General features: G+C 48.3%; 20 protein-coding genes. 19 read left to right on the top strand and 1 reads right to left on the bottom strand.

Features of this window, described 5'->3' with window-relative positions; genetic code table 11:
- Positions 1 to 118: 118 nt before the first annotated feature.
- The 11 genes from CWC22_RS11980 to CWC22_RS11930 all read left to right on the top strand — a co-directional run bounded on the left by CWC22_RS11980 (position 119) and on the right by CWC22_RS11930 (position 13,076).
- A complete protein-coding gene (locus tag CWC22_RS11980; protein WP_138539579.1) occupies positions 119 to 1,660 on the top strand; it encodes a tryptophan halogenase family protein in 1,542 nt (513 codons plus the stop codon).
- 86 nt (positions 1,661 to 1,746) lie between these two features.
- On the top strand, positions 1,747 to 2,457 hold the full coding sequence (locus tag CWC22_RS11975; protein WP_049866574.1) for a SapC family protein: 711 nt from the start codon (positions 1,747 to 1,749) through the stop codon (positions 2,455 to 2,457).
- Between the two features lie 123 nt (positions 2,458 to 2,580).
- Positions 2,581 to 3,621: an isoaspartyl peptidase/L-asparaginase family protein gene (locus CWC22_RS11970; protein ID WP_138539578.1), complete on the top strand. Its 1,041-nt coding sequence runs from the start codon at positions 2,581 to 2,583 to the stop codon at positions 3,619 to 3,621.
- Positions 3,622 to 3,718: 97 nt separating this feature from the next.
- A complete protein-coding gene (locus tag CWC22_RS11965) occupies positions 3,719 to 4,147 on the top strand; it encodes a CBS domain-containing protein (RefSeq protein ID WP_125563938.1) in 429 nt (142 codons plus the stop codon).
- Positions 4,148 to 4,311: 164 nt separating this feature from the next.
- Positions 4,312 to 8,196 (top strand): ATP-dependent RNA helicase HrpA, encoded by a 3,885-nt coding sequence (gene hrpA, locus CWC22_RS11960; protein WP_138539577.1) that lies wholly within the window; start codon positions 4,312 to 4,314, stop codon positions 8,194 to 8,196.
- An 87-nt stretch (positions 8,197 to 8,283) separates the two neighbouring features.
- The gene (locus CWC22_RS11955) at positions 8,284 to 8,682 is read left to right on the top strand and encodes a response regulator (protein ID WP_010381687.1); all 399 of its coding nucleotides are present in this window, start codon (positions 8,284 to 8,286) and stop codon (positions 8,680 to 8,682) included.
- 42 nt (positions 8,683 to 8,724) lie between these two features.
- Complete coding sequence (locus tag CWC22_RS11950) at positions 8,725 to 9,018, top strand: PilZ domain-containing protein (RefSeq protein WP_010381684.1); 294 nt, start codon at positions 8,725 to 8,727, stop codon at positions 9,016 to 9,018.
- Between the two features lie 354 nt (positions 9,019 to 9,372).
- Entirely contained in the window at positions 9,373 to 10,971 is a 1,599-nt protein-coding gene (locus CWC22_RS11945; RefSeq protein WP_138539576.1) for an ATP-binding protein, read from the top strand.
- A 73-nt stretch (positions 10,972 to 11,044) separates the two neighbouring features.
- Positions 11,045 to 11,719 (top strand): response regulator, encoded by a 675-nt coding sequence (locus CWC22_RS11940; protein ID WP_125563945.1) that lies wholly within the window; start codon positions 11,045 to 11,047, stop codon positions 11,717 to 11,719.
- A 4-nt stretch (positions 11,720 to 11,723) separates the two neighbouring features.
- Positions 11,724 to 12,596 (top strand): kinase, encoded by an 873-nt coding sequence (locus tag CWC22_RS11935; RefSeq protein ID WP_138539575.1) that lies wholly within the window; start codon positions 11,724 to 11,726, stop codon positions 12,594 to 12,596.
- 48 nt (positions 12,597 to 12,644) lie between these two features.
- On the top strand, positions 12,645 to 13,076 hold the full coding sequence (locus tag CWC22_RS11930; RefSeq protein ID WP_138539574.1) for a cupin domain-containing protein: 432 nt from the start codon (positions 12,645 to 12,647) through the stop codon (positions 13,074 to 13,076).
- Between the two features lie 44 nt (positions 13,077 to 13,120).
- On the opposite strand, the gene CWC22_RS11925 is transcribed toward CWC22_RS11930, so the two are convergent.
- Positions 13,121 to 14,182: a DUF6765 family protein gene (locus tag CWC22_RS11925; protein WP_138539573.1), complete on the bottom strand. Its 1,062-nt coding sequence runs from the start codon at positions 14,180 to 14,182 to the stop codon at positions 13,121 to 13,123.
- Between the two features lie 148 nt (positions 14,183 to 14,330).
- On the opposite strand from CWC22_RS11925, the gene tmk reads away from it, so the two are divergent.
- The 8 genes from tmk (at position 14,331) to CWC22_RS11885 (ending at position 24,364) form a co-directional block, all read left to right on the top strand.
- On the top strand, positions 14,331 to 14,984 hold the full coding sequence (tmk, locus tag CWC22_RS11920) for a dTMP kinase (protein WP_138539572.1): 654 nt from the start codon (positions 14,331 to 14,333) through the stop codon (positions 14,982 to 14,984).
- 13 nt (positions 14,985 to 14,997) lie between these two features.
- Positions 14,998 to 15,903 carry a DNA polymerase III subunit delta' gene (holB, locus tag CWC22_RS11915; protein WP_138539571.1) on the top strand — a complete coding sequence of 302 codons (906 nt, stop codon included), beginning with the start codon at positions 14,998 to 15,000 and terminating at the stop codon, positions 15,901 to 15,903.
- Positions 15,904 to 15,911: 8 nt separating this feature from the next.
- Positions 15,912 to 16,238: a PilZ domain-containing protein gene (locus CWC22_RS11910; protein ID WP_010381666.1), complete on the top strand. Its 327-nt coding sequence runs from the start codon at positions 15,912 to 15,914 to the stop codon at positions 16,236 to 16,238.
- 8 nt (positions 16,239 to 16,246) lie between these two features.
- Entirely contained in the window at positions 16,247 to 17,035 is a 789-nt protein-coding gene (locus tag CWC22_RS11905; protein ID WP_010381663.1) for a TatD family hydrolase, read from the top strand.
- Complete coding sequence (locus CWC22_RS11900) at positions 17,025 to 18,893, top strand: alkaline phosphatase D family protein (protein ID WP_138539570.1); 1,869 nt, start codon at positions 17,025 to 17,027, stop codon at positions 18,891 to 18,893. Before CWC22_RS11905 ends, CWC22_RS11900 begins: the two co-directional genes overlap by 11 nt.
- Before the next feature lie 78 nt (positions 18,894 to 18,971).
- Complete coding sequence (locus CWC22_RS11895; protein WP_138539569.1) at positions 18,972 to 22,655, top strand: two-component regulator propeller domain-containing protein; 3,684 nt, start codon at positions 18,972 to 18,974, stop codon at positions 22,653 to 22,655.
- Positions 22,656 to 23,285: 630 nt separating this feature from the next.
- The gene (locus tag CWC22_RS11890) at positions 23,286 to 23,726 is read left to right on the top strand and encodes a GNAT family N-acetyltransferase (protein WP_125563961.1); all 441 of its coding nucleotides are present in this window, start codon (positions 23,286 to 23,288) and stop codon (positions 23,724 to 23,726) included.
- 74 nt (positions 23,727 to 23,800) lie between these two features.
- Positions 23,801 to 24,364, top strand: a complete 564-nt coding sequence (locus tag CWC22_RS11885) for an NADAR family protein (protein WP_125563963.1) — start codon at positions 23,801 to 23,803, stop codon at positions 24,362 to 24,364.
- Positions 24,365 to 24,402 lie beyond the last annotated feature (38 nt).

Raw genomic sequence — 24,402 nt, 5'->3', positions numbered from 1 at the left:
TAAATAGTGGGGCTTTTTTATGCCCGTTTTATGGCAAGATCGAGACAGGTGTAGTTTGTATGTATCAATAGTGGCATGCCTGTCCGTGGTGGTCTTTACAGTGGTTGTGAGGTGAATTGTGCAAAATGCAGAAACCAAAATTAAGCGTATCGTCATTGTCGGTGGTGGCACAGCGGGTTGGCTGGCTGCCAATCATTTGGCCGCAGATGCGTCCGAGGATGTGAGTATTACATTAGTAGAGTCTCCTGACATTCCGACGATTGGTGTCGGAGAGGGGACTGTCCCGGTGATTGTCGATAGCCTGAAGAAGTTTGGCATCCGTGAGTCGGACATGTTTCGCCTGTGCGATGCTACGTTTAAAAATGGCATTCATTTTGTTGGCTGGAATAAGCCAGTTAACGGACAACCCCATTGCTATTTTCATCCATTTGACGACCCAAATGTTAACGGGGTTAATCTGTTGCCTTACTGGTTGCATCAACTGCCAGAGGCCAGGGCTCGCTTTGACCAAAGTGTTTCCATTCAGGCCCATATCGCACTCGAAAACAAAGCGCCTAAGCTGATCACGAATGCCGAATATGAGCGCATGATTAACTATGCTTTTCACTTGGATGCTGGCAAGTTTTCGGCATTGCTGTCAGAGCATGCGATTAAAAACCGTCAGGTTAACCACGTGCTGGATGAGGTAGAATCGGTCAAGCTCGCACTGGATGGGTCCATATCTGGATTACAGCTGAAACAAGGCGGGTTGCTTGAAGGCGACTTGTTTATTGATTGCAGTGGTTTCCAGTCTTTATTGCTTGGCAAAGCGCTTAATACCCCGTTTATTGATAAGAGTGACGTCCTCTTTGCCAATCATGCTGTGGTGACGCAAGTCCCTTATGAGAATGAGCATGAGGTGCCGCCTTATACTATTTCAACCGCTCAGCAGGCTGGCTGGATTTGGGACATTGGTCTTCAAACCCGTAAGGGGGTTGGTCATGTGTATAGCGATCAGTTTACGAGCCATGAACAGGCGCATCGCGACCTATCTGCTTATCTCGGAAAGCCAGAAGACACCGTCGAATCTCGGCTGATTAAAATGCAGGTGGGTTATCGAGCGCAAGCCTGGGTGAAAAACTGTATTGGTATTGGGCTGTCCCAGGGCTTCGTTGAACCACTTGAAGCGACAGGGTTGTTAGTGTTTGATTTGGCAGCCAGAATGTTGTCAAAGCGCCTCCCTGGTGAACGTCAGGAAATCCCCGCCATTGCACAGCAGTTTAATCAGCACATGACACATGTCTGGCAGTCAATCGTTGACTTTATTAAACTTCATTACTGCATTTCTAATCGTGACGATAGTGAGTTTTGGCGTATGAACCGCTTGCCAGAAACGATCCCGGAATCACTGCAACATAAACTGGCATTATGGCGTAGTGACATTCCTAATGAGTATGATTTTGTCAGTAGTCTGGATGTGTTCAGATTGGAGAATCATCTGTACGTGTTGTATGGCATGAATTATCCCAGTCAATGCAATTACCCGTCGCCACAAAAACTGTCACAACAGGAAGCTATGCTGAAGCTGGTGGCCCAGCAGCAACAAAAAGCTGGAGCAATGTTAGAGACGCACAGCGACTTGGTTGCAAAAGCAGCAAGATATGGCTTTCAAAGAATTTAACCACAATATTTCTTTTCTTTTACCTTGAAAAGCTATAGCCTTGGACGCATATAAATAACAACTTTATGATAAAACGGAGCAGTATTATGGCGGAGCAACAAGTGCAGCCTTTACACAACGAGAAACATGCCAACACTAAAGTAAAAAATGGCATCAATGTAGAATTTTTAAAATCTCAGCACTTGATCCCGGTCGTTGCACACGAGTTTGCACGTGTTGCAACAGAATTCCCGATGGCATTTGTTAAGAACACAGAGAGCGGTCAATATCAGGCAGTTGCTTTATTTGGTCTTGAGCCAGGTGAAAACCTGTTTGTACAAGATGGCGAGTGGACTGCGGGTATCGCACCTCTGGCTGCATCTCGTTACCCATTTGGTCTGGTTAAGCACCCAGAGCAAGATCAGTACGGCATCGTGATTGATGAAGCGAGCCCGCTGGTAGGTGAAGAAGAAGGCAATGCTTTGTTCGAAGACGGCAAAGAAACTGAGTACCTTGAGCGTCGTAAAGAAGCGCTGGTTAACTTCATCGAGTTCTCTCGCGTTACTGAAGCGTTCACACAATATCTGGCAGAGAAAGATCTGCTGGTACAACAGACTCTGACGGTTGAAATCGCTGGTGAAAAGAAAGACATCAACGGTATCTACCTGGTAGACGAGCGTAAGCTGAACGAACTGAGCGACGAAGCTTATCTTGAGCTGCGTAAGCGTGGCTATCTGGCACCGATTTTCTCTTTCCTGACTTCTACGCATCAGGTTGGTCGTCTGGCACGTCTGAAAGCAAAGCGTCAGGCAAGCTAAGTCACGAGTGACTATGAATTGCAAGAAAGCGCCTTAAGGGCGCTTTTTTTATCGCTTTTTTTTGTAACAAGAATTTATATCCGGCACCTTAGTTCAACAATAAAAGAACAACAGGAATTCGACATGCGCCGTTTAATAGTTACTTCATCTTTACTTGCTGCATTAAGCGCAGCATATCCCGTTTTTTCAGCTCCAGCTCATTCACCCATTGCTATCGCAATCCATGGTGGTGCAGGTACAATTGAGCGTGCCAAATTTACGCCAGAGCAGGAGCAGGCTTACCGACAAACTTTGCAATCAGCTGTTGAGCAAGGGTATGCGGTTTTGGAACAAGGCGGGGAGAGCCTGGATGCAATTACGACCGCAATTAAGGTGCTGGAAAATTCCCCATTTTTTAACGCCGGAAAAGGCGCGGTATATACCTATGACGGCACGCATGAGCTGGATGCGTCAATTATGGATGGCCGGGATCGCCAGGCTGGCGCAATTTCCGGAGTGACGCTGATAAAAAATCCCATTGAGTTAGCCAGAGCAGTCATGGAAAAGTCGGTGCACGTGATGCTGAGTGGCGAAGGTGCACAAGAGTTTGCAAAGCGTGAAGGGATTGCGTTCGCCAATAAGGATTATTTTGATACACCTCATCGCTATGAGGCCTGGCAAAAAGCGCGAAAGAAATTGGAGCAGGCAGAGCAGGGGACTAAGGATTATCAGGCACTGCATCAACAGTTACCACTGCACTATAAGATGGGCACTGTGGGGGCCGTTGCCCTCGACAAACAGGGCAATCTAGCGGCAGGCACCTCTACAGGTGGCATGACGGCGAAACGATTCGGTCGTATCGGTGATTCACCGATCATTGGCGCAGGTACATTCGCGGATAACGATTCGTGCGCAGTCTCTGCGACCGGACATGGTGAGTATTTTATTCGTTATAACGTCGCGGCGGATATCTGTGCGCGGGTACAATATCAGGGAAAAACAGTGGCACAAGCGGGACAGGATGTTATTTTTGGCCCAATGCTTAAAGCTGGCGGCACCGGCGGAGTGATCATTTTAGATGCCGAGGGCAATATCAGCATGCCATTTAATACCAAAGGGATGTATCGCGCCAGCAAATCTAACACACAGCCTACCTATGTCGGTATTTTTGACGACACAAAGTAACCCTAATTAATGTGCTTAAGGCCTGTAAACTTGGGCAATTTTTGTAACGCCAGCTACTATTTAATATGAAGCTGGTGTTTTTTTAGGGGAATGAAATATGCAATCTGTCAAAGTAGCAGACTATCTTAATCATCGTCCGGTTACCTTTAAAGCGGACATGCGCATCGAATCGGCAGTGGAAAAGTTACTACAAAGTGGTCAGGCCGGAGGCCCCGTGATTGATGACATGCAACACGTCGTGGGATTTCTGTCTGAGCAGGACTGTATTCGCACTATGCTCGAAGCTACTTATCAGAACGAATCACACAGTATCGTGGCTGATGTGATGAATACCGAACCTTTGTGTGTTAGCCCGAACGACAGCATTTTGAAGCTGGCTGACAGAATGACGGCCGATAAACCCAAATTATATCCCGTGTGCGATGACGATTGCCGTTTGGTAGGGGTGATCAGCCGGACTAATGTGCTGTATGCAATTGACAAGCACCTTCATGATACCTATGAGTCGGGCAATCGCTTTGTTTAAGCGCTGATCAGGCCTCAGTATACCGGCAAGCGTGTCACATAGAGTTTACCAGGTTAAGCCTGCCTGTCGGTATTTAGTGCGCAGCCCCTGTCAAAGGGACTGGGCTGTACTCATGCTTTTTGCTAGACTACGCGACGATTTTCTCAGTAACAAGGTGTCGTGTAGTGGATTTGCAGTCGTTGTATTCGAACATAGCGGATTGCCTCAAAAAGGATCAGTTTCTCTTTAAAAAGCGTCTTCAGGGCGTCAAAAAAATAAAAGATGAAGCGAAACAGCAAAAGGTAATCACACAGATAACGCGTGACATAGCGCACAGCCAAACGCTCAGAGTAAAGCGCCTGGCTGGCCTGCCGAGTGTGCAATACCCCGAATCACTGCCTGTCAGTCAGAAAAAAGACGATATTAAAAAAGCCATTGCTGAAAACCAGGTCGTCATAGTGGCGGGTGAGACTGGCTCAGGTAAAACCACTCAGTTACCTAAAATTTGTCTGGAGCTGGGTCGTGGCGTCGATGGCTATATTGGCCACACTCAGCCTCGTCGTCTGGCTGCACGTAGCGTGTCCAACCGTATTGCTGAAGAGCTTAATTGTGAGCTTGGTCAGGAAGTGGGTTTTAAGATCCGCTTTAGCGATCAGGTTTCTGACAAAAGTTATATTAAATTGATGACCGATGGTATTTTGCTGGCTGAAATCCAGCAAGACAGATATCTGAATCAGTACGACACAATTATTATCGATGAAGCCCACGAACGCAGTCTGAACATTGACTTTATCCTCGGTTACCTGAAAAACCTGCTCCCTAAACGGCCCGATCTGAAAGTGATCATCACCTCAGCAACCATTGATCCGGAGCGTTTTTCCAAGCACTTTAATAACGCACCAATCATAGAAGTCTCGGGACGTACTTATCCGGTAGAAGTGCGCTACCGACCGGTGATTGACGCCAGTGGCGATGAAAGCGAAGCTGAAAACGATCAATTACAGGGCATTTTCGATGCTGTTGACGAGCTGTGCGCTGAGGGTCCCGGTGATATTCTGATTTTTATGAATGGCGAGCGGGAAATCCGCGATACTGCGGATGCATTGAGCAAGCGCAATCTCAAAGGGGTTGAGATATTACCTTTGTATGCTCGCCTGTCGAATGCGGAGCAGAATCGTATTTTTGCCGCGCATAGCCACCGCCGTATTGTACTTTCAACCAACGTTGCAGAAACGTCTCTGACGGTACCCGGGATCCGCTACGTTATCGATCCGGGTACTGCGCGGATCAGCCGCTATAGTTACCGAACCAAAGTACAGAGGCTACCTATCGAGGCCGTCTCTCAGGCCAGTGCAAATCAGCGTATGGGTCGATGCGGCCGGGTTGCTGCGGGGGTGTGTATCCGTTTGTATTCAGAGGAAGATTTCCTGGGTCGCCCTGAATTCACAGATCCTGAGATCCTGCGCACTAACCTGGCATCGGTCATTTTGCAAATGTTAGCGCTGGGTCTGGGCGACATTAAGCGCTTCCCTTTTGTTCAGGCACCAGATAACCGCAACATCACAGACGGTGTCAGTTTGCTCGAAGAGCTGGGGGCGGTTAAGCCTGCTGCCAGACGTGAACAAACCTCATTGACTCAGACCGGCCGTAAACTGAGCCGTTTACCTATCGATCCTCGCCTCGCGCGTATGGTCCTGGCTGCCGCACCTTTAGGGGCGCTACGAGAAGTGATCATTATTGCAGCTGCTTTGTCTATTCAGGACCCCAGAGAGCGACCGCAGGAAAAGCGTGGCGCAGCGGATGAAAAACATGGTCGGTTCGAAGATGCTGATTCGGATTTCATGGCGTTTCTTAACTTGTGGCAGTATCTGGAAGAGCTGCAAGAGGCGCTGAGTCGTAGCCAGTTCAGAAAGCAGTGTCAGAAGGACTTTTTGGCCTATATGCGGGTGAGAGAGTGGCAGGACATTGTTTACCAGCTAACCACAGTCTGCACTGAGATGGGATTAAAGGCGTCTGGTAATGAGGCGAGCTTTGAGGCCATTCACCAGGCGTTATTGAGCGGGATGCTGAGTCACATTGGTCAAAAAGACGAGAAGAAATTCTACAAGGGTGCCCGTAACAGCCAGTTTCATATTTTCCCGGGGTCAGGTCTGTTTAAAAAGAGCCCCAAATGGGTGATGGCAGCGGAATTGGTGGAAACCAGTAAACTGTACGCCCGTATTAACGCCAAGATTGACGTGAACTGGGTTGCACCATTGGCGGAGCACCTGGTTAAGCGTAGTTACAGTGAACCACACTGGGAAAAGAAACAGGGCTGTGTCATCGCATTTGAACAGCAAACCCTGTATGGATTGATCATAGTGGGTAAAAAGCGCACTGTGTACAGTCAGATTGAACCCGTTCTGTGTCGTGAATTATTCATCAAAGAAGCGCTGGTCGCCCAGCAACTGGGGCAAAACGAAGCCTTTTTACAGCACAATCAGGCCTTGATTGAAGACATTCAGGATCTGGAAAACAAAGCCCGACGCCGTGATATTCTGGTTGATGAGCATATGATGCAGGCCTTTTATGAAGCGCGCATCCCGGCTGATGTTAATAATCGTGCTGCCTTCAATCACTGGTGGAAAGACAAGAAAAAAGCCGATAAACGATTTTTACACATGGACCGGGATGCCTTGATGCAGCACGAAGCGTCGCATATTACGGCGCTAGATTATCCCGATGTATGGCAGCAGGGTAACCTGATGTTGCCATTGAGCTACCACTTTGAACCGGGTCAGCCGGTTGATGGTGTAACGGTAAATATACCCCTGCCATTGCTCAACCAGGTCGCCTCTGAGGGCTTTGACTGGCACATCCCGGCACTGCGCCATGAATTGATCTGCTCATTGATTAAGAGCCTGCCAAAAAGCCTGCGACGTAATTTTGTTCCTGCACCTAACTATGCTGATGCAGTGCTGGCTGCGATTGAGCCGATGCAAGGGGGTTTTCTGGAGGCGTTGGCCAATCGTTTATTGCGTATGACGGGTGTCAAAGTTGACGCACAAGCATTTGATTTAGGCGCACTGGAGTCTCATTTAAAAATGCAGTTCCAGGTGCTTGACGAACATAACAAGGTCATTGCTCATGGCTATGATCTGGATGTGCTCAAAGCCAAGTTACAAGGCAAAGTAACACAAACGCTGTCTAAAGTTGCTGAAAAGGGCATTGAGCAGGAAGGGCTCACTGAGTGGTCGTTTGGTGACTTGCCCAGGGAGTACACCAAGAAGCAGGGAGGGTATGAGATAAAAGCATTCCCTGCGTTGGTGGATAACAAGCAAAGTACGTCAATCAGTTTGTTTGATCACCCTCAGAAGGCGCAGCAGGCACATCGTCTTGGTTTACGCCGACTGGTAATGTTGAATGTGCCCTCGCCGGTGAAGTATTTGCAACAGCATTTACCCAATAAAGCCAAACTGGGGCTTTACTTCAATCCGTTCGGTAAAATTAATGATCTGATTGATGATTGTACCGCAGCGGGGATTGATGCCTTGTTGGGTGACTATAGTGCGATTCGTTCAGAGCAGGACTTTGAACAAGCCAAAGAACATGTCCGGGCAGAACTTGGCGATAAAGTGGTGGAAATCGCATCTGCGGTTGAGCAGGTGCTGAGCATTGCACATGGTATCAATAAGCGTATGAAGGGACGTGTGGATTTGACCATGATCACGGCGCATGGTGATATTAAATCTCAGCTTGAGAGCCTGATTTTTAAAGGATTCGTTAGTCAGCATGGGGCGCATAAACTGCCAGATTTGCTGCGTTATATGAAAGCCATTGAAAAGCGTCTGGAGAAGCTGCCTGTTGACCCTAACCGGGACCGTTTATGTGTTCTGGAGCTTGAAAAAGTGGCGGCTGCCTATACCGATAAGTGTAACAAACAGCCAAAAGGGATCCCGATGCCAACAACACTTGATGAGATTTTCTGGATGCAACAGGAACTTCGAGTGTCATTGTTTGCTCAAACACTAGGAACACCTTATCCAATTTCGGCAAAACGGATCACCAATGCGTTAAATGAGATCGAATAGTGTGTTTTGACTTGCAATTTGCATTAGGGCAATTACCTTATTAAGAGGAAACTATTTTTGGATTGTGAAAAGGAAGCGGCATTGACTATGTCCACACAGGGGAGCAGGATGAAAACGCCGCATGTGCTAGTGGTTGACGACGAGTATTTCAATTTTGAGATGCTTTCAATGGCTTTGTCAGACGCATTTAAGTTTAGCTATGCTGAATCGGGCAAGAGCTGCCTGTCGAATGCGATTGCCGATCCGCCAGATGTGATCCTGCTCGATGTATGTATGCCTGGGCTGGATGGGTATGATACTTGTCGGATGTTGAAAAATACGCCTGAAACTCGTGATATTCCCGTGCTCATGGTGTCGGGCCTGGAGTCGGAGCAGGAGAAACAGGCGGGCTTTGATGCTGGCTGCGATGCCTATGTGGTTAAGCCCTTTTCCATGCAATCTTTATCAGAGAAAATAAAAAATATGGTGCAAATTATTCCAAGGTAATTTTTTGCAGGCAAGCAATGATAACAAAGAGTGGAGCACGCCATGATACATGAGGATAAACGGCGCTTTATGCGCATGATGGTCAATACCCAGGCACAGTTAACCGTGTTGTCCTCGGGGCATAAACTGCACGGTACCTGCCACGACTTAAGTGCCACGGGATTATCAATCATTGTTGAGGAACCCCTGGAGATCAATGAAATGCTGGATGTGTTTATTGACAGCCATGGTGGATCGGTTCCTCCTCTCAACGCACATGTTAAAGTTATCCGGTGTGGTAATAACAGCGAAGGTGAAGGCTATATGCTTGGGCTGGAAATTGTGCAGTTTAATTAGTCATCCTACTTGAGTTAGAAACCCGGCTCGCCTGACTTTTGGTGGGCCACTCACACAGAGCAGTTGCATGAGCGTGTTCCTGCTTTGGTAAATTTTGTCACTACTTCCACACTATTTGCACATTAACCTTACATACTGACTAGCATCGGGTCTTATACCAATTGGCTTAATTAAGCGTTCTATTTTGAGGCGAGAAAATAGGGTCGGTAACCAGCCAAGAATCTTGCTATTTAGTTGTTCTAAATAAGAAATCTTTAACACCGTTAGCGTCATATTTGCTCCTTCAAATTGACCTGGTATTAAGTACAATTGGTATGCCATGTTTTGAATTCCGTTCACAGGGGTAGCTACATCATGAAACTGACAATACGGCACAAGCTGCTGGCTATTTTGCTGTTGGTCAACACCGTATTGATCATGGCGATCTACTTTGCTAATCAGACTGCTTTTGAAAAGAGCTTCCAGGACTATATTCAGCAAAATAGCCGTGCCCGCTTGGTCGCTTTAATGCCTTCTATTCGCGATAATTACGCACGTTATGGCGAGGAGTGGGTGTTTACTCGCCATCCGGCCTGGCATCAGCTGGTAAGCGAACTACGAGGAAACGCGCGAAGTGCCACTTCGCCCGCTGCGACTCCTTCTTATGACAGTTACGACAGCCCCTCCATGCAGCGGCCGCGCAGATCTGAGCGGGGACCTGAGCCGGGTCGGGATGGTCGTGGCATGCGTAATGAGCAGGGCACTAAGGCGCAGTATCAAACCGACAGACGTCCAAAGCCCGACGCTGATCGCCCACCCAGAGGCGAGCGCGGTGCCCACCCTCATCAAAAGCGTAGACCTCCCAGAGGACGCTCAGATAGTATGGGCGGTCGTCTGGTGTATAAAAATGCGGCCGGTGAGCAAGTGATTGGCTCGCTTACAACAACCAGAACTACTCTTTGGGTCCCTGTTCATCAGTATGACAAGGCCGGTGCGCCTTTGCTTGGGTATGTAGGGCTTGAGGACGGTCTGGTGGTTAGCAACCGGTTCGATAGCTTATTTGCCGAGCGTCAAAAAAATTGGTTTATGTACATCGCTATCACCGCTTTGATTGCGTCGAGCTTATTGGCCATTCCGTTTAGTCATTATCTGGTTGCCCCTGTGCTGGCATTACGGCGTGCAGCACAAAACCTGGCAAGCGGTGATTATCAGAGTAATTTAAACACGGATAGTAACGATGAGTTGGGCATGCTCGCCCGGGATCTGAACACCCTGTCTGAGACCTTGCGAGAAAACCAGCAAGCCAGACAACAGTGGATCGCCGATATTTCTCATGAATTGCGCACGCCAATCGCTGTATTCAAAGCCGAATTAGAAGGCATGATCGATGGTGTGATAGAAACGGCTCCCGCGCAGTTGCAGTCGTTACACGAGGAGATTGGCCGGCTGACTCAGTTAGTGGATGATTTGCACCAGTTATCCATGTCTGACAGAGGCTCGTTAAGCTATCAAATGGCACCACATTGTCTGGGCGAGCTGGTCGAGCAAACCTTTGGCAATCATCAGGCACAGCTTGCCAATCGTCATTTTGAATATCAGCTGAAAGGAAACACGCAGAGTTTGATGGACTGTGATGACAGACGCATGGCACAACTATTCGGTAACCTGATGCAAAACACCTTGCGTTATACCGATTCTGATCAGGACAATCCAGGCCGAATACTGGTCACGATCGAACAACATGGGGAGCAAATTGAGATAGTCTGGCAGGATAGCTCGCCCGGGGTAGAACCCGAGCTGCTAGACAAGTTGTTCGATCGATTATATCGAGTAAAACAGTCCAGAGATCGCGCCTCGGGTGGTTCAGGCCTGGGGTTGGCAATCTGTACCAGTATCGTGCAGGCGCATAATGGCACGATTAAGGCTCGCGAAAGTGAACTTGGTGGTTTAGCTGTGGTGATGCGGTTTTCTTAAAAGGGTTGTAAATTCAAGCGATTTCACTTAATTTTGGGGAGGAGAAGACCCAAGGTGAAAGTGAGCGCCTAAGATGCAAAAAGTACTGATCATAGAAGACGAGAAAAAGCTTGCGGCTATTTTGGGCAAGTACGTCACTCAGGCGGGCTATGAATTACAGATGGTCCATGATGGCGCCCAGGCGTTAGCCGCTGTTGAGAACTTTGAGCCAGATATCATATTGCTCGATTTGATGTTACCTAATGTCGATGGCATTGTTATCTGTCGGGAAGTTCGGCGCAACTCTATGGTGCCCATTATCATGACGACCGCCAAAGTTGAAGAGATAGATCGCTTGCTTGGTCTTGAAGTGGGAGCCGATGATTACGTGTGCAAACCTTACAGCCCACGAGAGGTTGTGGCACGGGTCAAAGCCATCTTGCGCCGGGTGGGTGCCAGTGCACCACAGTCAGAGCAGCTGCTGCTTGATGAAAACACCTTGTTTGTAACTTACCAAAACAATTCTGTGGAACTGACACAGGTGGAATTTGTGTTGTTGCAAACTCTGGTAGCACATCCCGGACGTATTTATAACCGTTCGCGTTTGATGGACAATATATACGATGATGACCGCATCGTCAGTGATCGTACGATAGACAGTCATATCAAAAAAATTCGCAAAAAGTTGTCCCAATTGTCCCCGAACAGCGAGTTCATCCACTCTATTTATGGCGCAGGTTATAAATATGAATTGACCGACAATTCATAATTCAATGAATGACTCCTGTGTTATAGCGCCCTGGCAGCGCCAATTTTGTTGCAACCACGGATTAACTGTAGACTACATTCAGTCGCTGTCTCCTGTCACACGCTGGCTAGCACAACAGGTAGCACATCCGGCGCCTTTATGTCTGGGGATTAGTGGGTCTCAGGGCAGCGGCAAATCGACACTGGCAGAGTATTTAAAGGCTGACCTGACACAGCGCGGGTTGCGTGCTGACAGCGTGTCTTTGGATGACTTCTATCTGAGCCGGTCGGAGCGCGCAAAGCGTGCCGCTGATATTCATCCCTTGTTTCAAACCCGAGGAGTACCTGGTACGCATAACACCGCACTGGCCGAAGAGGTTCTGACGCGATTCCGTGCCCGGCAGCCGCTCATATTACCCCGATTCGACAAATCCATGGATGAGCCGTTTGCATCTGAACTGTGGACGCATACCCGCACTTTGGATGTGCTGATCCTGGAAGGCTGGTGTCTTGGGGTTGAAGCACAGTCAGCTGAGCAGCTAAGCTGTCCTGTCAATCAGTTGGAACAAAGCCGGGATCCGGATGGGCGTTATCGGCATGCCGTCAATCAATTTCTCAAAGCGGACTATCAGAGCCTGTTTAGACAGGTGGATAAGCTCATATTCCTCGACGCAGGGTGTTTCTCTCATGTTGCCCGCTGGCGCTTTGAGCAAGAGCAGAAACTTAGCTTGTCTGGCGCACAGTCCCGCCGTATGTCGCAACAAGAGGTTGCACACTTTGTCCATTTTTTTCAGCGTCTGACACAATGGGGGCTGGAAACTTTACCCGCTCAGTGTGATGTCCATTTACAACTGTCGCCACAGCGCGATATTGCAGCGTCGACAGAGATCCACAATTAAAACACATTAACGTTTTAGGATACGCAAAACTCTTATGGATTATCACCTATGAACAGCACTGTATTTTCCTTATCGGCTTTATGGTTAGTGAGTATCACGAGCATCAGTACAGCGCAAGCGCACAGTACTGAACAGATCAAGGTAGAAACGCTGACAAAGCAGCAACATAGCTGGAATGGTGCAGTGTTGCCAGCTTACCCAAAAGGCCAGCCAGAGGTGCGGATTATGCGTTTTACCATCCCTTCCGGGCAGACTTTGCCAATTCACAAACATCCTTATATCAATGCAGGGCTGTTGTTAAAAGGAGAACTTCAGGTTGAGACACAAAGCGGGGAAACGATCCACATCAAAGCGGGTGATACCCTGGTTGAGGTTGTTGACACCTGGCACTGGGGGAAAAGTGTGGGTAAAGAAGCCGCGCAGATAGTGGTGTTCTACGCCGGCGTCAAAGATCAGCCTGTCACACTAAAACAAGACTAGCCGTTATTGCACCGCATCAGATTCTGATTACGGTGCAAACGGGTTTAACTGACACAGATCCCGTATCTGGGCAAGATATCGACTATGATACTTTGGCGATGTTTTTTCGCCGCATCATGGAAATGTTTCCAGTCACTATGCAGAAAGTCCGGATGATACTGATAGCAATCTTCATCGCCATCCGCCAGCGTGGTCCCCAGCGCCTGATGTTTCCAGGAACCTAGGCCTTTGGCGATGTAAGTCAGTTGGTGTGGGCCGAGGCCAAAGCGATCGGCGGCGATGGCATCCAACCATTGCTGGTGGCGTGTTGCGCCGTTATCACTGACAAACTGACTAAAGCACTGGGCAATTTCTCGCTTTACGTCGGGTGACAACCCGGTGATGGGCCTGACCAGGTAGGTCTGAAATACTTTACACAGCGCGTTTGCTGCTTGCAAAAAGTCAACCGGATTATTGCGTTCAACAGCTTCACCAAGGCCATTTTGATAAGACCAGTGCTGATGTGGCAGATCAGGGTGGGACAGCGCCTGACCATGGCCCAGGCTGGGAATATTGTCCTGCAGAATATTGGCAAAGTAATCGCTGACTTTTGCGATGAGCGTCTCGTGGGTCTGACCATTATGATCTTTGATGTCGCGAACGTGATTGACTGGGTGGTCGACCCCTGCAAAGCCCCGATGTCCCCAGGTATCGATAAAGACGTGTGCGGTGATCCCCAGGCGATGTAATGAATGAGGTCGGTCTTTATCCGCTAATACTTCAGCTACCATGTCTTTTGCCACAAAAGAGTCTGGTCGGCAAACAAGTTTCTGAATAAAGCTACCCGCAGGATTTTCACCAGCAGGTAACCCTCCGTTGCCAGGCAAAAAATGAAACGGTACCCACACTTTCATGTTTTTCAGGCTATCCAGATTACGATACTCAAGCATTTTATGCGCAGTCGCAATACGCTCGTAAGCGGCACCATTCTGAAACTTGATATGACCATAGTTGGTGGCATCATCTACATATTGTGCCGCATGAGCAATGGTGGTGGCCTGGGCGGGTGAGAACCCTGCGTCTCTGGCAACGACCCAGGTCATAGCGTGATGAAGATCAATTTGCATTACTTTATCCCTGCGAAAATCGATTGATGCACTAAACGGTACACTATTCAAAGAATTAATCCTACTGATAGCGACGTGAAACCGCTATAATGTCAATTATTTTTTAGATAACGGTACAGGGTACCGAGCGGTACGTCAGAGAGAGTGTATGAGTAAAGGTTTTATGTTGGTTTGTGATGGCAGTAACGGTGCTGGCAAGACAACAGTGATTCAGGGCATTGCCGACTATCTCGAGCAGCAGGGATTTGAAGTAGTACTGACCCGCGAGCCCGGAGGCACTCCGATTGGTGAAAAGGTCCGTAGCGTAATATTGGATCCCAGTACACCAGAAATGAGCTCAATGACCGAGCTGATGCTGTTTGGTGCAGCCCGGGCACAACACGTAGAAGAAAAAATCCGCCCAGCCCTGGAGGCCGGCAAGGTTGTTATCTCGGACCGTTTTGACGCTGCAACTTTTAGTTTTCAACATTACGCGCGCGGTATTGATCTTGAGACCATAAAGACCATTAATGAACTGGCGCTCGGCGGATTCAAGCCCGACATGAATCTCATCTTAGATTTAGACCCTGAGCTGGGGCTGCAACGCGTCAATCAACGAGGCGAAGGGCTCGACAGACTTGAGGATGAGAAAATGGAATTTTTGCATCGCGCACGAGAGGGCTACCTTGCTCAGGCAAAGGCTGACCCGGAGCATTTTAGTGTGATTGATGCGTCGGAAGATAAACAGTCTGTATTGTCAGCCTGCCTGAGGGTCGTTGATTCTGTGATTGCGGCCAGTCGCCGTGATAACACAAATCGTTGACAGGTCTGTTGATATGTACCCGTGGTTAGAAACGGTTTTTGCGCAGTTGCAGATGAGTTTTCAGCAACAGCGCTTTCATCATGCGCAGATGTTCCATGGTATGACTGGCGTGGGCAAACTGGAGCTGGCGCAGTCGCTCACGGCTGCATTGTTGTGCAAGCAGGCAGGTACTTCGTTGCGCGCTTGTGGGCAGTGCAAAAGCTGTCTATTGGTAGACGCGGATAATCATCCGGACAAACTGTTGATCACGGCTGAATCACACAGTATCAGTGTAGAGGCGATCCGCAGCTTAAATGATTTCATATTCCACTCTGCACAGCAGGGGGGCAACAAAGTGGTGGTGATTGATGGCATAGAAAAGCTCACAGAATCTGCTGCTAATGCGTTACTGAAGACCCTCGAAGAACCCGCAAAAGGGCGCTACTTGCTGCTGCTATGCAACGATACTGCGCGTGTTACGGCGACCGTTTTGAGTCGCTGTAACAAGATGAATGTGGGGGTTGCTGATGTTAATAGCGCTGAAGCCTGGCTGGCACAGCAAGGGATCCACAGCGGACAATACCCTTGGGTCGCTCACTTTATCTCCCAGCCGCTATTATTACTTAGATGGGCGCAAGCGCAGCAGCTGGGTGCTATTGATAACCTGTGGCAGGAAGCTCAACGTCTTGGTGAAGGCGCTGACGCCGAAGCATTAGCCAAAGCTTTACAAGCCGACACCTGCCTGGTCAAGGTATTTTGTGGCTTTGCACTGGCGGCAATCAACACTAAAATAGCGCGTGGTGAACTGGCATTCGACAAAGCGCAGGCCGCAATTGTCACGCTCAGGCGGTTTTCAGTAGACCAACACACTGTGTTAGGCTTAAACTTGTCCCTGAGTCTGTCACGATTGTGCTATCAGTTGCAGCAAACCTTAAGATAGGAGTCAAGGTGCAAGAGTTACTAGTTGATTTTGAAGACATTGACGAGCTATATCGTAGCTACATGCCTTATCAAAAAAGTGGCGGTTTATTTGTACAAACCAATAGCCGCTATGAAATGGGTCAGGCGCTGACGCTGCGTATTACCTTACCAGATGCGCTGGAAGAAGATGTTGTTACGGGCAAGGTGGTCTGGATAACACCACAGGGCGCGCAGAACTCCAACCCGCCAGGGGTAGGGGTAGGCTTCGAGACCGAAGACGAATTGCTGAATGATAAAATAGTAAAAATATTGGGTACTAAGCTGAATTCTGGCAAACCCACCTACACCATGTAAGAGTTGTTATGATTGTAGATTCTCACTGTCACCTGGACAGACTGGATTTTGATAAAATTGGAAAAACGTTGCCCGAGATCCTGGGCGATGCCAGAGCTAAACAGGTTGAACACTTTCTGTGTGTGAGCGTGACGCTGGCACAGTTTCCTGCCATGCTGGAAAAAATTCTGCCCTTTGATGATGTGTCGGCATCGTGTGGCGTGCACCCGCTCAATCAGGAAGACGCGCTGGATCCTGCACTATTAAAGGAACTGGCGCAGCACCCAAAAGTGGTCGCGGTTGGTGAAACGGGACTGGATTACTACTATTCAAAAGACACGCATCAGGTACAAAGAGACAGCTTTGCGCAGCATATCGATATTGCCAATGAGCTCAATAAGCCTTTGATCATCCATACCCGCGATGCCAGACAGGATACACTGGATATTATGCGCGCGCATCAGGCAGAGCAGTGTGGCGGTGTCTTACATTGCTTTACTGAGAATTGGGAAATGGCCAAACAAGCCATTGATATGGGGTTTTATATTTCCATCTCAGGGATTGTGACTTTTAAGAATGCCGTTGAGCTGCAAGAAGTTGTAAAGCGCCTGCCACTTGAGCGGCTGCTAATTGAAACGGATTCACCGTATCTGGCACCTGTGCCACATCGAGGCAAAACCAATCAGCCTGCCTATGTACAGGACGTGGCTTATTTTATTGCGGATTTAAAAGGCATTAGTTACAAGGAGTTAGCTAGCGCGACAACGGAGAATTTCTACCGTTTGTTTGGCCTGGCTCAGCGTGGTAATGCCAGCTAATCGTTCTGCACTTCCCTATGTATTGCTCGGCCCTATGGTGCGCCGGGCAGAGCCTACACAAATTTGCCTGCAATTTGTTACCACGGACGTTCCTGAGTTTGAAGTCGCTATTGATGGCTTCGAAGTGTCGTCACAGCTGAGTGAAATACGCCTGGGCACCTATCTGTATCTGTGCTTTGTGCTGGTAACACCTAAAACGGGTCGCTTCGAGTGCGATACCAACCTGAGCTATCGTGTTAAAGCTGGCGGGCAATGGCTTGATATGAGCAGCCTGAGTTATACGGATGCGCCTCAGTTATTGATACCAGACACATTGCGCAGTGTGTTGCATGGTTCATGTCGCAATCCACATCATCACAGTCGCGACAGCCTGGCAAGCGCCGACGACTACCTGAATCAAACTTTGGATGATAGCGTCAAACGACCCGCCTTATTGTTGATGTCTGGCGATCAAATCTATGCCGACGATGTGGCTGGTCCAATGCTTTTAGCCGTTCATAAGCTGATTTCACTACTGGAAATTTATCCTGAGGACAACCTGACACTGAGCTTGCCTGAATCACTGGAGCAGCAACTTTATCAGCGCCATCACTGGTTACCCAAAACCCCTTGGCAGGAACGCAGTAAGTGGACAATTAGCCATTGGCTGAAAAAAGATGAAGCCCATTTTTCCAGCGTTAAGGCTGGCAATCACCTCATTACACTTGAGGAGTTTATTGGCTGTTATTTGCTTAACTTCAGTTATCAGGCCTGGCAGTTGGTTGACTTATCGCAGTTACATGGTCAATCACTGAGCCACCCACAGGCACTAGAGTTTGCAGCCGATAAGCGAGCGCTGGAGGGCTTTATAGAGACGCTGCCTGCTGCGCAGCGGCTGTTTGCAAATGTGTCTACGCTGATGATGTTTGACGATCACGATGTGACTGATGACTGGAATCTGACCGCTCGATGGGAGCAGAATATAGCGAATTCGCCGGCAAGCCGGCGGATCATTGCCAATGGTCTGATCGCCTATTGGCTGTTTCAGGGGCTGGGGAATGATGCCCTGACGGCTTCGGGTAAGCTGATTGAGGGTTTTACACAAAGTCTCACTGCTCATAACCGATGGGCTCTGACCAGCTTTGATAAAACCTTGCACCGTTTTACTCAGTGGCATTATTGCCTTGAAACCCAGCCGAAAGTGGTGGTGTTAGATACGCGCACGCACCGCTGGCGCAACGAACAGGACTTTAACGAACCCAGTGGGCTCATGGATTGGGAAACACTGATGGAATTGCAGGAGCAAATGCTGGAACAGGAGAGTGTGCTGTTGGTCAGCCCGGCGCCGGTTTTTGGGGTAAAGGCTATTGAGACTATACAAGCGGTATTTAACGTATGTGGTCAACCTCTGGTGGTCGATGTTGAAAACTGGATGGCCCATGAGGGCGCAGCGAAAAAGCTGATCGATATTTTTAAACGTGAAGATACGCCCTCTGAGACGATTATACTCTCGGGCGATGTTCACTATTCATTTTGCTTTTCGGTTGCTGCGCGATTTGGCCGCCATGACAATCGCATTTGGCAGCTTACCTCTTCGGGTATTAAAAATGAGTTTCCAAAACGCCTGCTGCATATTCTGGAGAAGCTGGACACTTGGCTGTTTGCTACATGGAGCCCGTTTAATTTATTTACCAAACGCTGGCAATTATCGGTGCGTAAACATCACAGCAATAGCCCCGGCAGGCGTTATCTGGTGAGTGCTTCCGCCATTAGCCTGGTTGAATTGGAGCTGGGGCGTTTAAGTCGCTATCGGTTGTTACAGGGAGATGGCCAAATGACCGAGTTCTCATTGTCCGAACATGACGAATCACCAGGCTAATCCTGCAAACGACATCTCAGCCGGATTGTAAAGTTTTGCTATAGTTACAACAAAGAGCCTGTATAAAAGGTGATAGGGTTGTATCAGCAGCAGACAAAACAAACAAAGTTAGGTGCCAGTATCTTCATATCGCTCATGATCTGGCTATACTCTGCAATCGCGTTTGCCGTCCCTGTGTTTTCGGATACTGCACAGGTGATGCGTCATTATGATTATGAATCAGGTCTCAGTCAGGTCAGTATTACCGCCATTGAAGAAGACCAGCTGGGCTACATCTGGATAGGTACTCAGGCTGGCCTGAATCGATTTGACGGCCATTCTTTTAAGCAATTTATTAGCCGCCAGCAAGATCCTTTTGCGTTGGCCGGGGCATTTATTACAGCCCTGTGCCACAGTGGGGAATCTCTCTGGATTGGCACCAGCACCGGGCTGAGTGTCTACCACACCGTGACAGGACGATTTCAAAGCTTTTTGAGTGATTTTAGCCCTTTGATCCTATCAGATCGGGTGCAATCAATTGGCTGCCAGGGCGCCGCAGTGTCCGTGACCACAGAAGATGGTTTTTATTATGTAATTGATAAGGCTACGTTGGAGCCACAGGAAGTGGCGCTGGAAGGGGATTTTATACGCTATGTGACCGTGTATAAAAATTTGGTTTATTACCTTTCTGATGAAGGGTTAATGGTCAACAACCGCCAAACGGGCATAACAACCCTGTTGTTGGATGGCGATTATAAATCTCTCATGGTTAGTGGCGAGCGCGCTTTTTTAATCAGTAAAGATAACCAGCTTACCGCCTATGATACGCTGTTTGAGCGCGCGTTATGGCAAAGCGCAATCACACCCGATGCCAAGTTGGTGCTGCACTCGGTTTTTGCGTCTGCTGGTGAGCTTTTTGTCGCAACCAGTCATGGTGTTTATTTGCTTGATATGAAAGGGGAAATTAAAAAGCGTTGGTATAAACGTGGCAATAATAAATCGGGTTTGCAGGATAGCAGTATCCTCTCGGTATTTCGCGATAGCAACAGCGACCTGTGGATAGGGACAGAGACTCGGGGTTTGCATTTTATTAGTCAGCTCAGCGAAACCTTTGGTCATGTGGGCGAGTATAATTATCCACACTCTCCGTTAACTAATTCAGATGTGCGCAGCTTCGCGCTGGATGAATCGGACAGGCTGTGGGTCGCAACTTCCAGTGGTGGTTATATTTTTGAGCAGCAAAGGTTTGTGAAAGTGGAGCAGGTTTATCCTCAGCTAGCCCGCTTTTCCAATACTTTTATCACTAAGATACAGATTGTCGGTGAGCATGCCTGGCTGACGTCGCGTGGCGCCGGAGTCGCACGGTTAAACCTGATAAGCGGTGAAGTCACCTATTTTATGCCTGATTTTGGCAACGGACCCGAGCTGAGCTTCAATGATATCACCGTATTTAAACAGCTGGTTTTGCTTAGCTCGCGTACTTTGGGTTTGCTTTATTACGACGAAGCCCAGAAAAAGCTGTTGCCCTTCTTTGCTTCATCTGTGTCGGCACCCAATCATGTCTCTTCATTGCTGGTAGACGGCGACGGCTTCTACTTCGGAAGTGTTGGTGATGGTTTATTTCATTACGATGGCCAAAATATCAAATCTCTTACGACCAACAATGGGCTGGCATCAGATATTGTGTTCATGTTGTCCCGCGACTCGCTCGGCGCGGTTTGGGTGGCCAGCGAATCCGGTGTCAGCATTCTCAACAAGCAGTTCGAGGTGGAAAAAGTACTCAAAGTGACCGATGGACTGGCCAATGAAGCGGTCTGGGCCATGGTCTTTGATCAGCAGGAACATATCTGGCTCGGAACCAGCGGCGGTCTGAGCCGGATTAATATTCACGATCATAATATCGATAATTTCCTAGTTGTAGACGGCGTACAGGACAATGAATTTAATTACAATGCAGCCTGGTTAGCCCCTGATGGTCGGGTATTTATTGGCGGCGCCAAAGGGTTCAACCAGTTTTACCCTGAACAGATCCGCATTGCGTTTGGGATCCGTCCCTTACTGATCTCCAATATCGAGCTGCTTGGCGAAGTTTTACATCCTGAAGCCAGTAGCGAACTGACACTGGCGCCTGAGCTGACTGAAAAACTGCTGCTTAATTACAATCAGGATATCGTTTCCTTGCATTACTCCAGCCTGGATTATGGCTCTGAGCGACTGAATTTCTTTTATCGTATTGTTGGGTTGAGCGACCAGTGGTTGAAACTCGCAGATGGTGTCAGGCAAATTAATTTGCTGAAACTGGAACCCGGTAATTATCAGGTACAGACTTATACGGTGAATCGCTTCAACCAGAAGTCCCCTGTGCATCGTTTTACGATCCAGATAAAGGCGCCCTGGTGGTGGGACTGGTACTCTAAAACTTTTTATATCGTGGCCTTAACACTCAGCTTCGCTTTGTGGTTCAGGCAACGCCAGGCACGTTATCGTCAGGTTGTGAATGACAACAGAGTCATGAACGAACTACAACAACGCCTTGAGCTGAGCTTGTGGGCCAGTGGCGACGAACTGTGGGACTGGCATCTGGAGGACAAAAAAGTCTATCGTTACTGCGTAAAACCGCGCATTGACTATGGTAAAAATCAAACCTCTATGACAGTTGAAGACATTGATCAGTTTGTGCATCCTAAAGATTGTATTGCCTGGGAAGAAAAGATCGAGTCATGCCTTGAAGGAGAGCTGGATACCTATGAAATCGCCATGCGGGTCAAAACGTTAAAAGACCAGTGGAGTTGGGTGTTGGAGCGCGGCAAGGTGGTGAGCCGTGACCATCATGGCAGACCGCAGCGTATTGTTGGGGCATTGAAGGATATCGCGGAGCTGAAGGCGCATCAAAATGCTTTACAAACCCTTAATGAACAACTTGAAATCAAAGTCGCAATGCGTACGGATGAGCTGTACAAGAAAAACCAGAAACTGGAACAAGCTATGATGGAGCTTAAGCGTACCCAACAAGAGCTCATAGAAAGTGAGAAAATGGCCTCATTGGGTAATGTGGTAGCAGGCATCGCCCATGAGATAAATACGCCACTGGGCGTCGCTATAACGGCGCTGACCTACAATCAGGAATGTCTGCACAACATCAATGAAAAGCTTCAGGAAAAGCAACTACGCCAGACGGATTTAGAGCGTTTTAATGCCGAGCAGGAGGAAGGGTATCGGCTTATTTTACGCAACCTGGACAGGGCACAAATGCTGATCAGCAACTTTAAACAGGTTGCTGTGGATCAATCCAGTGAAGTTGAACGAGACATCAATGTGAAGGACTATATTGCCGATGTCTTCAGCTCTTTGTTACCACTGAGCAAAGGCAAAGAGATCAGCCTGACCATTACGGGCGACGAAGACATGCTGGTGAATACCTACCCGGGCGCCATCTATCAAATCATGACGAACTTATTCAACAATTCCATGATCCATGGCTTTGAAGCCCATCCTCAGGGCAAGGTTGAGGTATCAACAAGCATGGCTGGAGAGTATTGGTTACTGACCTATCGTGATGACGGCGTTGGCATGCCAAAAGCAGGTCTGAAAACCTTGTTTGATCCTTTTGTAACGACGAAAAGAAGCCAGGGCGGCTGTGGGTTGGGCATGCATATCGTCTATAACCTGGTTACGCAACTGCTCAAAGGGGAAATTTCAGCAAACTCAAGCCCGGGTGAGGGCATTGAAGTGACTATCAGGGTCCCATATTCCCCGCCCAAGGGCGAAGAAATGGTTGGGTGAGGCGAGACCGAAGCAACGCTTCGCAGCTCGCCGAACGCTTTTCATGGATGAAAAGCCGGGAGCCCTCCATAGGGATATGTGTCCACTCGTACCTTTCTGAGACCGAAGCAACGCTTCGCAGCTCGCCGAACGCTTTTCATGGATGAAAAGCCGGGAGCCCTCCATAGGGATATGTGTCCACTCGTACCTTTCTGAGACCGAAGCAACGCTTCGCAGCTCGCCGAACGCTTTATCGTGTAAAGTCGTGCTTTAGCGCGGCCTTTGCGCAAGGTGAAATGAGCCATTTTAGCTGGATGTGCATTGAGCTTGGGTCGCTGATATTTAACCCGGGAGCCCTCCATAGGGATATGTGTCCACTCGTACCTTTCTGAGACCGAAGCAACGCTTCGCAGCTCGCCGAACGCTTTATCGTGTAAAGTCGTGCTTTAGCACGGCCTTTGCGCAAGGTGAAATGCACAAAGCACACTGGACCAAATTACTGTACAATACTCTCAACAAATTACTAGATTAGGGCTTTGCGATGCCTAGGGTAATTTCAACCCTCTGTACCATGCCGGCACTTCAACGGGTTAAGAAACGTTGAACATATAATGGAATTAAGAACAATAACAATCACCTAGGACAGTCCAAATGAAAGTCTCAGACTTATCGAGTGACCATTCAGACATTGAGGTCATCGCTAATTGGTATTACCAGCAATGGGACAGTAAAGACCCAAATGCAACATTGCAAAGCGTGACTGACAAGTTATCCTCATCTGATTCGCGAACAGGTTTTGCCGCCTATATTGGCGATGAGTTGGTTGGTGCGGGCGAAATCACGCAGCGAATAACGTCCAGTTATTCAGGCTATCAGCATTGGCTTGATGGCGTGTATGTGCCGACTGAGCATCGTGGCAAAGGCATCTCAACGGCTTTGGTTGAGTTTGCGATTGCCAAGGCAATTAAGCTCAAGTTGCCTGCACTCTATCTTCGCTGTGAAGCTCATCTGGTGAAATTATATGAATCTCATGGATTTAGTGTCATTGATATGGACGGACAGAAGTTCATCATGGCACATACATTAACTTAGCGAGTAATCAGGTGCACAGAGGCGGTGAACAGCCTCTGTGCATGAGTGACACACATTATACATAGGAAGTCTTTGTGGCAATAAGTAGTAACACGCAATTAATCGAGTATATTGCGAAATCAAAAAAGCCGAAGTTTGTTTTTTTCTGGGGTCACCAAAAAGCCAAATCAGGTGTTTCTAAGTCCTGTTTCAGTCAATGGTATCCGGCTTACTTTGAGCAGCATGGGTTGATGTTTAAAACTGCTGAGCATTACATGATGTACCACAAGGCGATGCTATTTGATAATCATGAAGTGGCGCTGCGTATTTTAGAATGTGGTCATCCTGGCGAGGCTAAAAAGCTGGGCAGGGCTGTCACCGGTTTTGATGAAGCCACCTGGAATGCTAAGCGATTCGATATTGTTGTCAGTGCAAACATGCTGAAGTTTGCACAAAACCCTGAACTGAAGGAGTTCTTGCTTTCAACCGGCAAAAGGGTTCTGGTTGAGGCCAGTCCGGTTGATAAAATTTGGGGGATTGGTTTGGCAGAAGATCACGAATTTGCAAGTGTGCCTCAGAAGTGGAATGGACTAAACCTGCTGGGCTATGCCCTGATGGTAGTGCGCGACGAATTGTCTCAGGACACTCAAACCGCTTAACAAAAACGGGCCTGATGGCCCGTTTGTTCAATCTAGCT

Source organism: Pseudoalteromonas rubra, assembly GCF_005886805.2.
In the GTDB taxonomy this organism is placed as follows: Bacteria; Pseudomonadota; Gammaproteobacteria; order Enterobacterales; family Alteromonadaceae; genus Pseudoalteromonas; species Pseudoalteromonas rubra_D.
The sequence above is the reverse complement of the archived record's forward strand: the minus strand, read 5'-3'. Positions and strand labels throughout refer to the sequence as shown.

What these genes read in the sequence shown, in the direction of transcription:
- CWC22_RS11975 (WP_049866574.1), top strand. Translation starts at nt 1,747, where the DNA reads ATGGCGGAGCAACAAGTGCAGCCTTTACACAACGAGAAACATGCCAAC.
- CWC22_RS11970 (WP_138539578.1), top strand. Translation starts at nt 2,581, where the DNA reads ATGCGCCGTTTAATAGTTACTTCATCTTTACTTGCTGCATTAAGCGCA.
- CWC22_RS11965 (WP_125563938.1), top strand. Translation starts at nt 3,719, where the DNA reads ATGCAATCTGTCAAAGTAGCAGACTATCTTAATCATCGTCCGGTTACC.
- CWC22_RS11955 (WP_010381687.1), top strand. Translation starts at nt 8,284, where the DNA reads ATGTCCACACAGGGGAGCAGGATGAAAACGCCGCATGTGCTAGTGGTT.
- CWC22_RS11950 (WP_010381684.1), top strand. Translation starts at nt 8,725, where the DNA reads ATGATACATGAGGATAAACGGCGCTTTATGCGCATGATGGTCAATACC.
- CWC22_RS11945 (WP_138539576.1), top strand. Translation starts at nt 9,373, where the DNA reads ATGAAACTGACAATACGGCACAAGCTGCTGGCTATTTTGCTGTTGGTC.
- CWC22_RS11940 (WP_125563945.1), top strand. Translation starts at nt 11,045, where the DNA reads ATGCAAAAAGTACTGATCATAGAAGACGAGAAAAAGCTTGCGGCTATT.
- CWC22_RS11935 (WP_138539575.1), top strand. Translation starts at nt 11,724, where the DNA reads ATGAATGACTCCTGTGTTATAGCGCCCTGGCAGCGCCAATTTTGTTGC.
- CWC22_RS11930 (WP_138539574.1), top strand. Translation starts at nt 12,645, where the DNA reads ATGAACAGCACTGTATTTTCCTTATCGGCTTTATGGTTAGTGAGTATC.
- CWC22_RS11925 (WP_138539573.1), bottom strand. Translation starts at nt 14,182, where the DNA reads ATGCAAATTGATCTTCATCACGCTATGACCTGGGTCGTTGCCAGAGAC.
- tmk (WP_138539572.1), top strand. Translation starts at nt 14,331, where the DNA reads ATGAGTAAAGGTTTTATGTTGGTTTGTGATGGCAGTAACGGTGCTGGC.
- holB (WP_138539571.1), top strand. Translation starts at nt 14,998, where the DNA reads ATGTACCCGTGGTTAGAAACGGTTTTTGCGCAGTTGCAGATGAGTTTT.
- CWC22_RS11905 (WP_010381663.1), top strand. Translation starts at nt 16,247, where the DNA reads ATGATTGTAGATTCTCACTGTCACCTGGACAGACTGGATTTTGATAAA.
- CWC22_RS11900 (WP_138539570.1), top strand. Translation starts at nt 17,025, where the DNA reads ATGCCAGCTAATCGTTCTGCACTTCCCTATGTATTGCTCGGCCCTATG.
- CWC22_RS11890 (WP_125563961.1), top strand. Translation starts at nt 23,286, where the DNA reads ATGAAAGTCTCAGACTTATCGAGTGACCATTCAGACATTGAGGTCATC.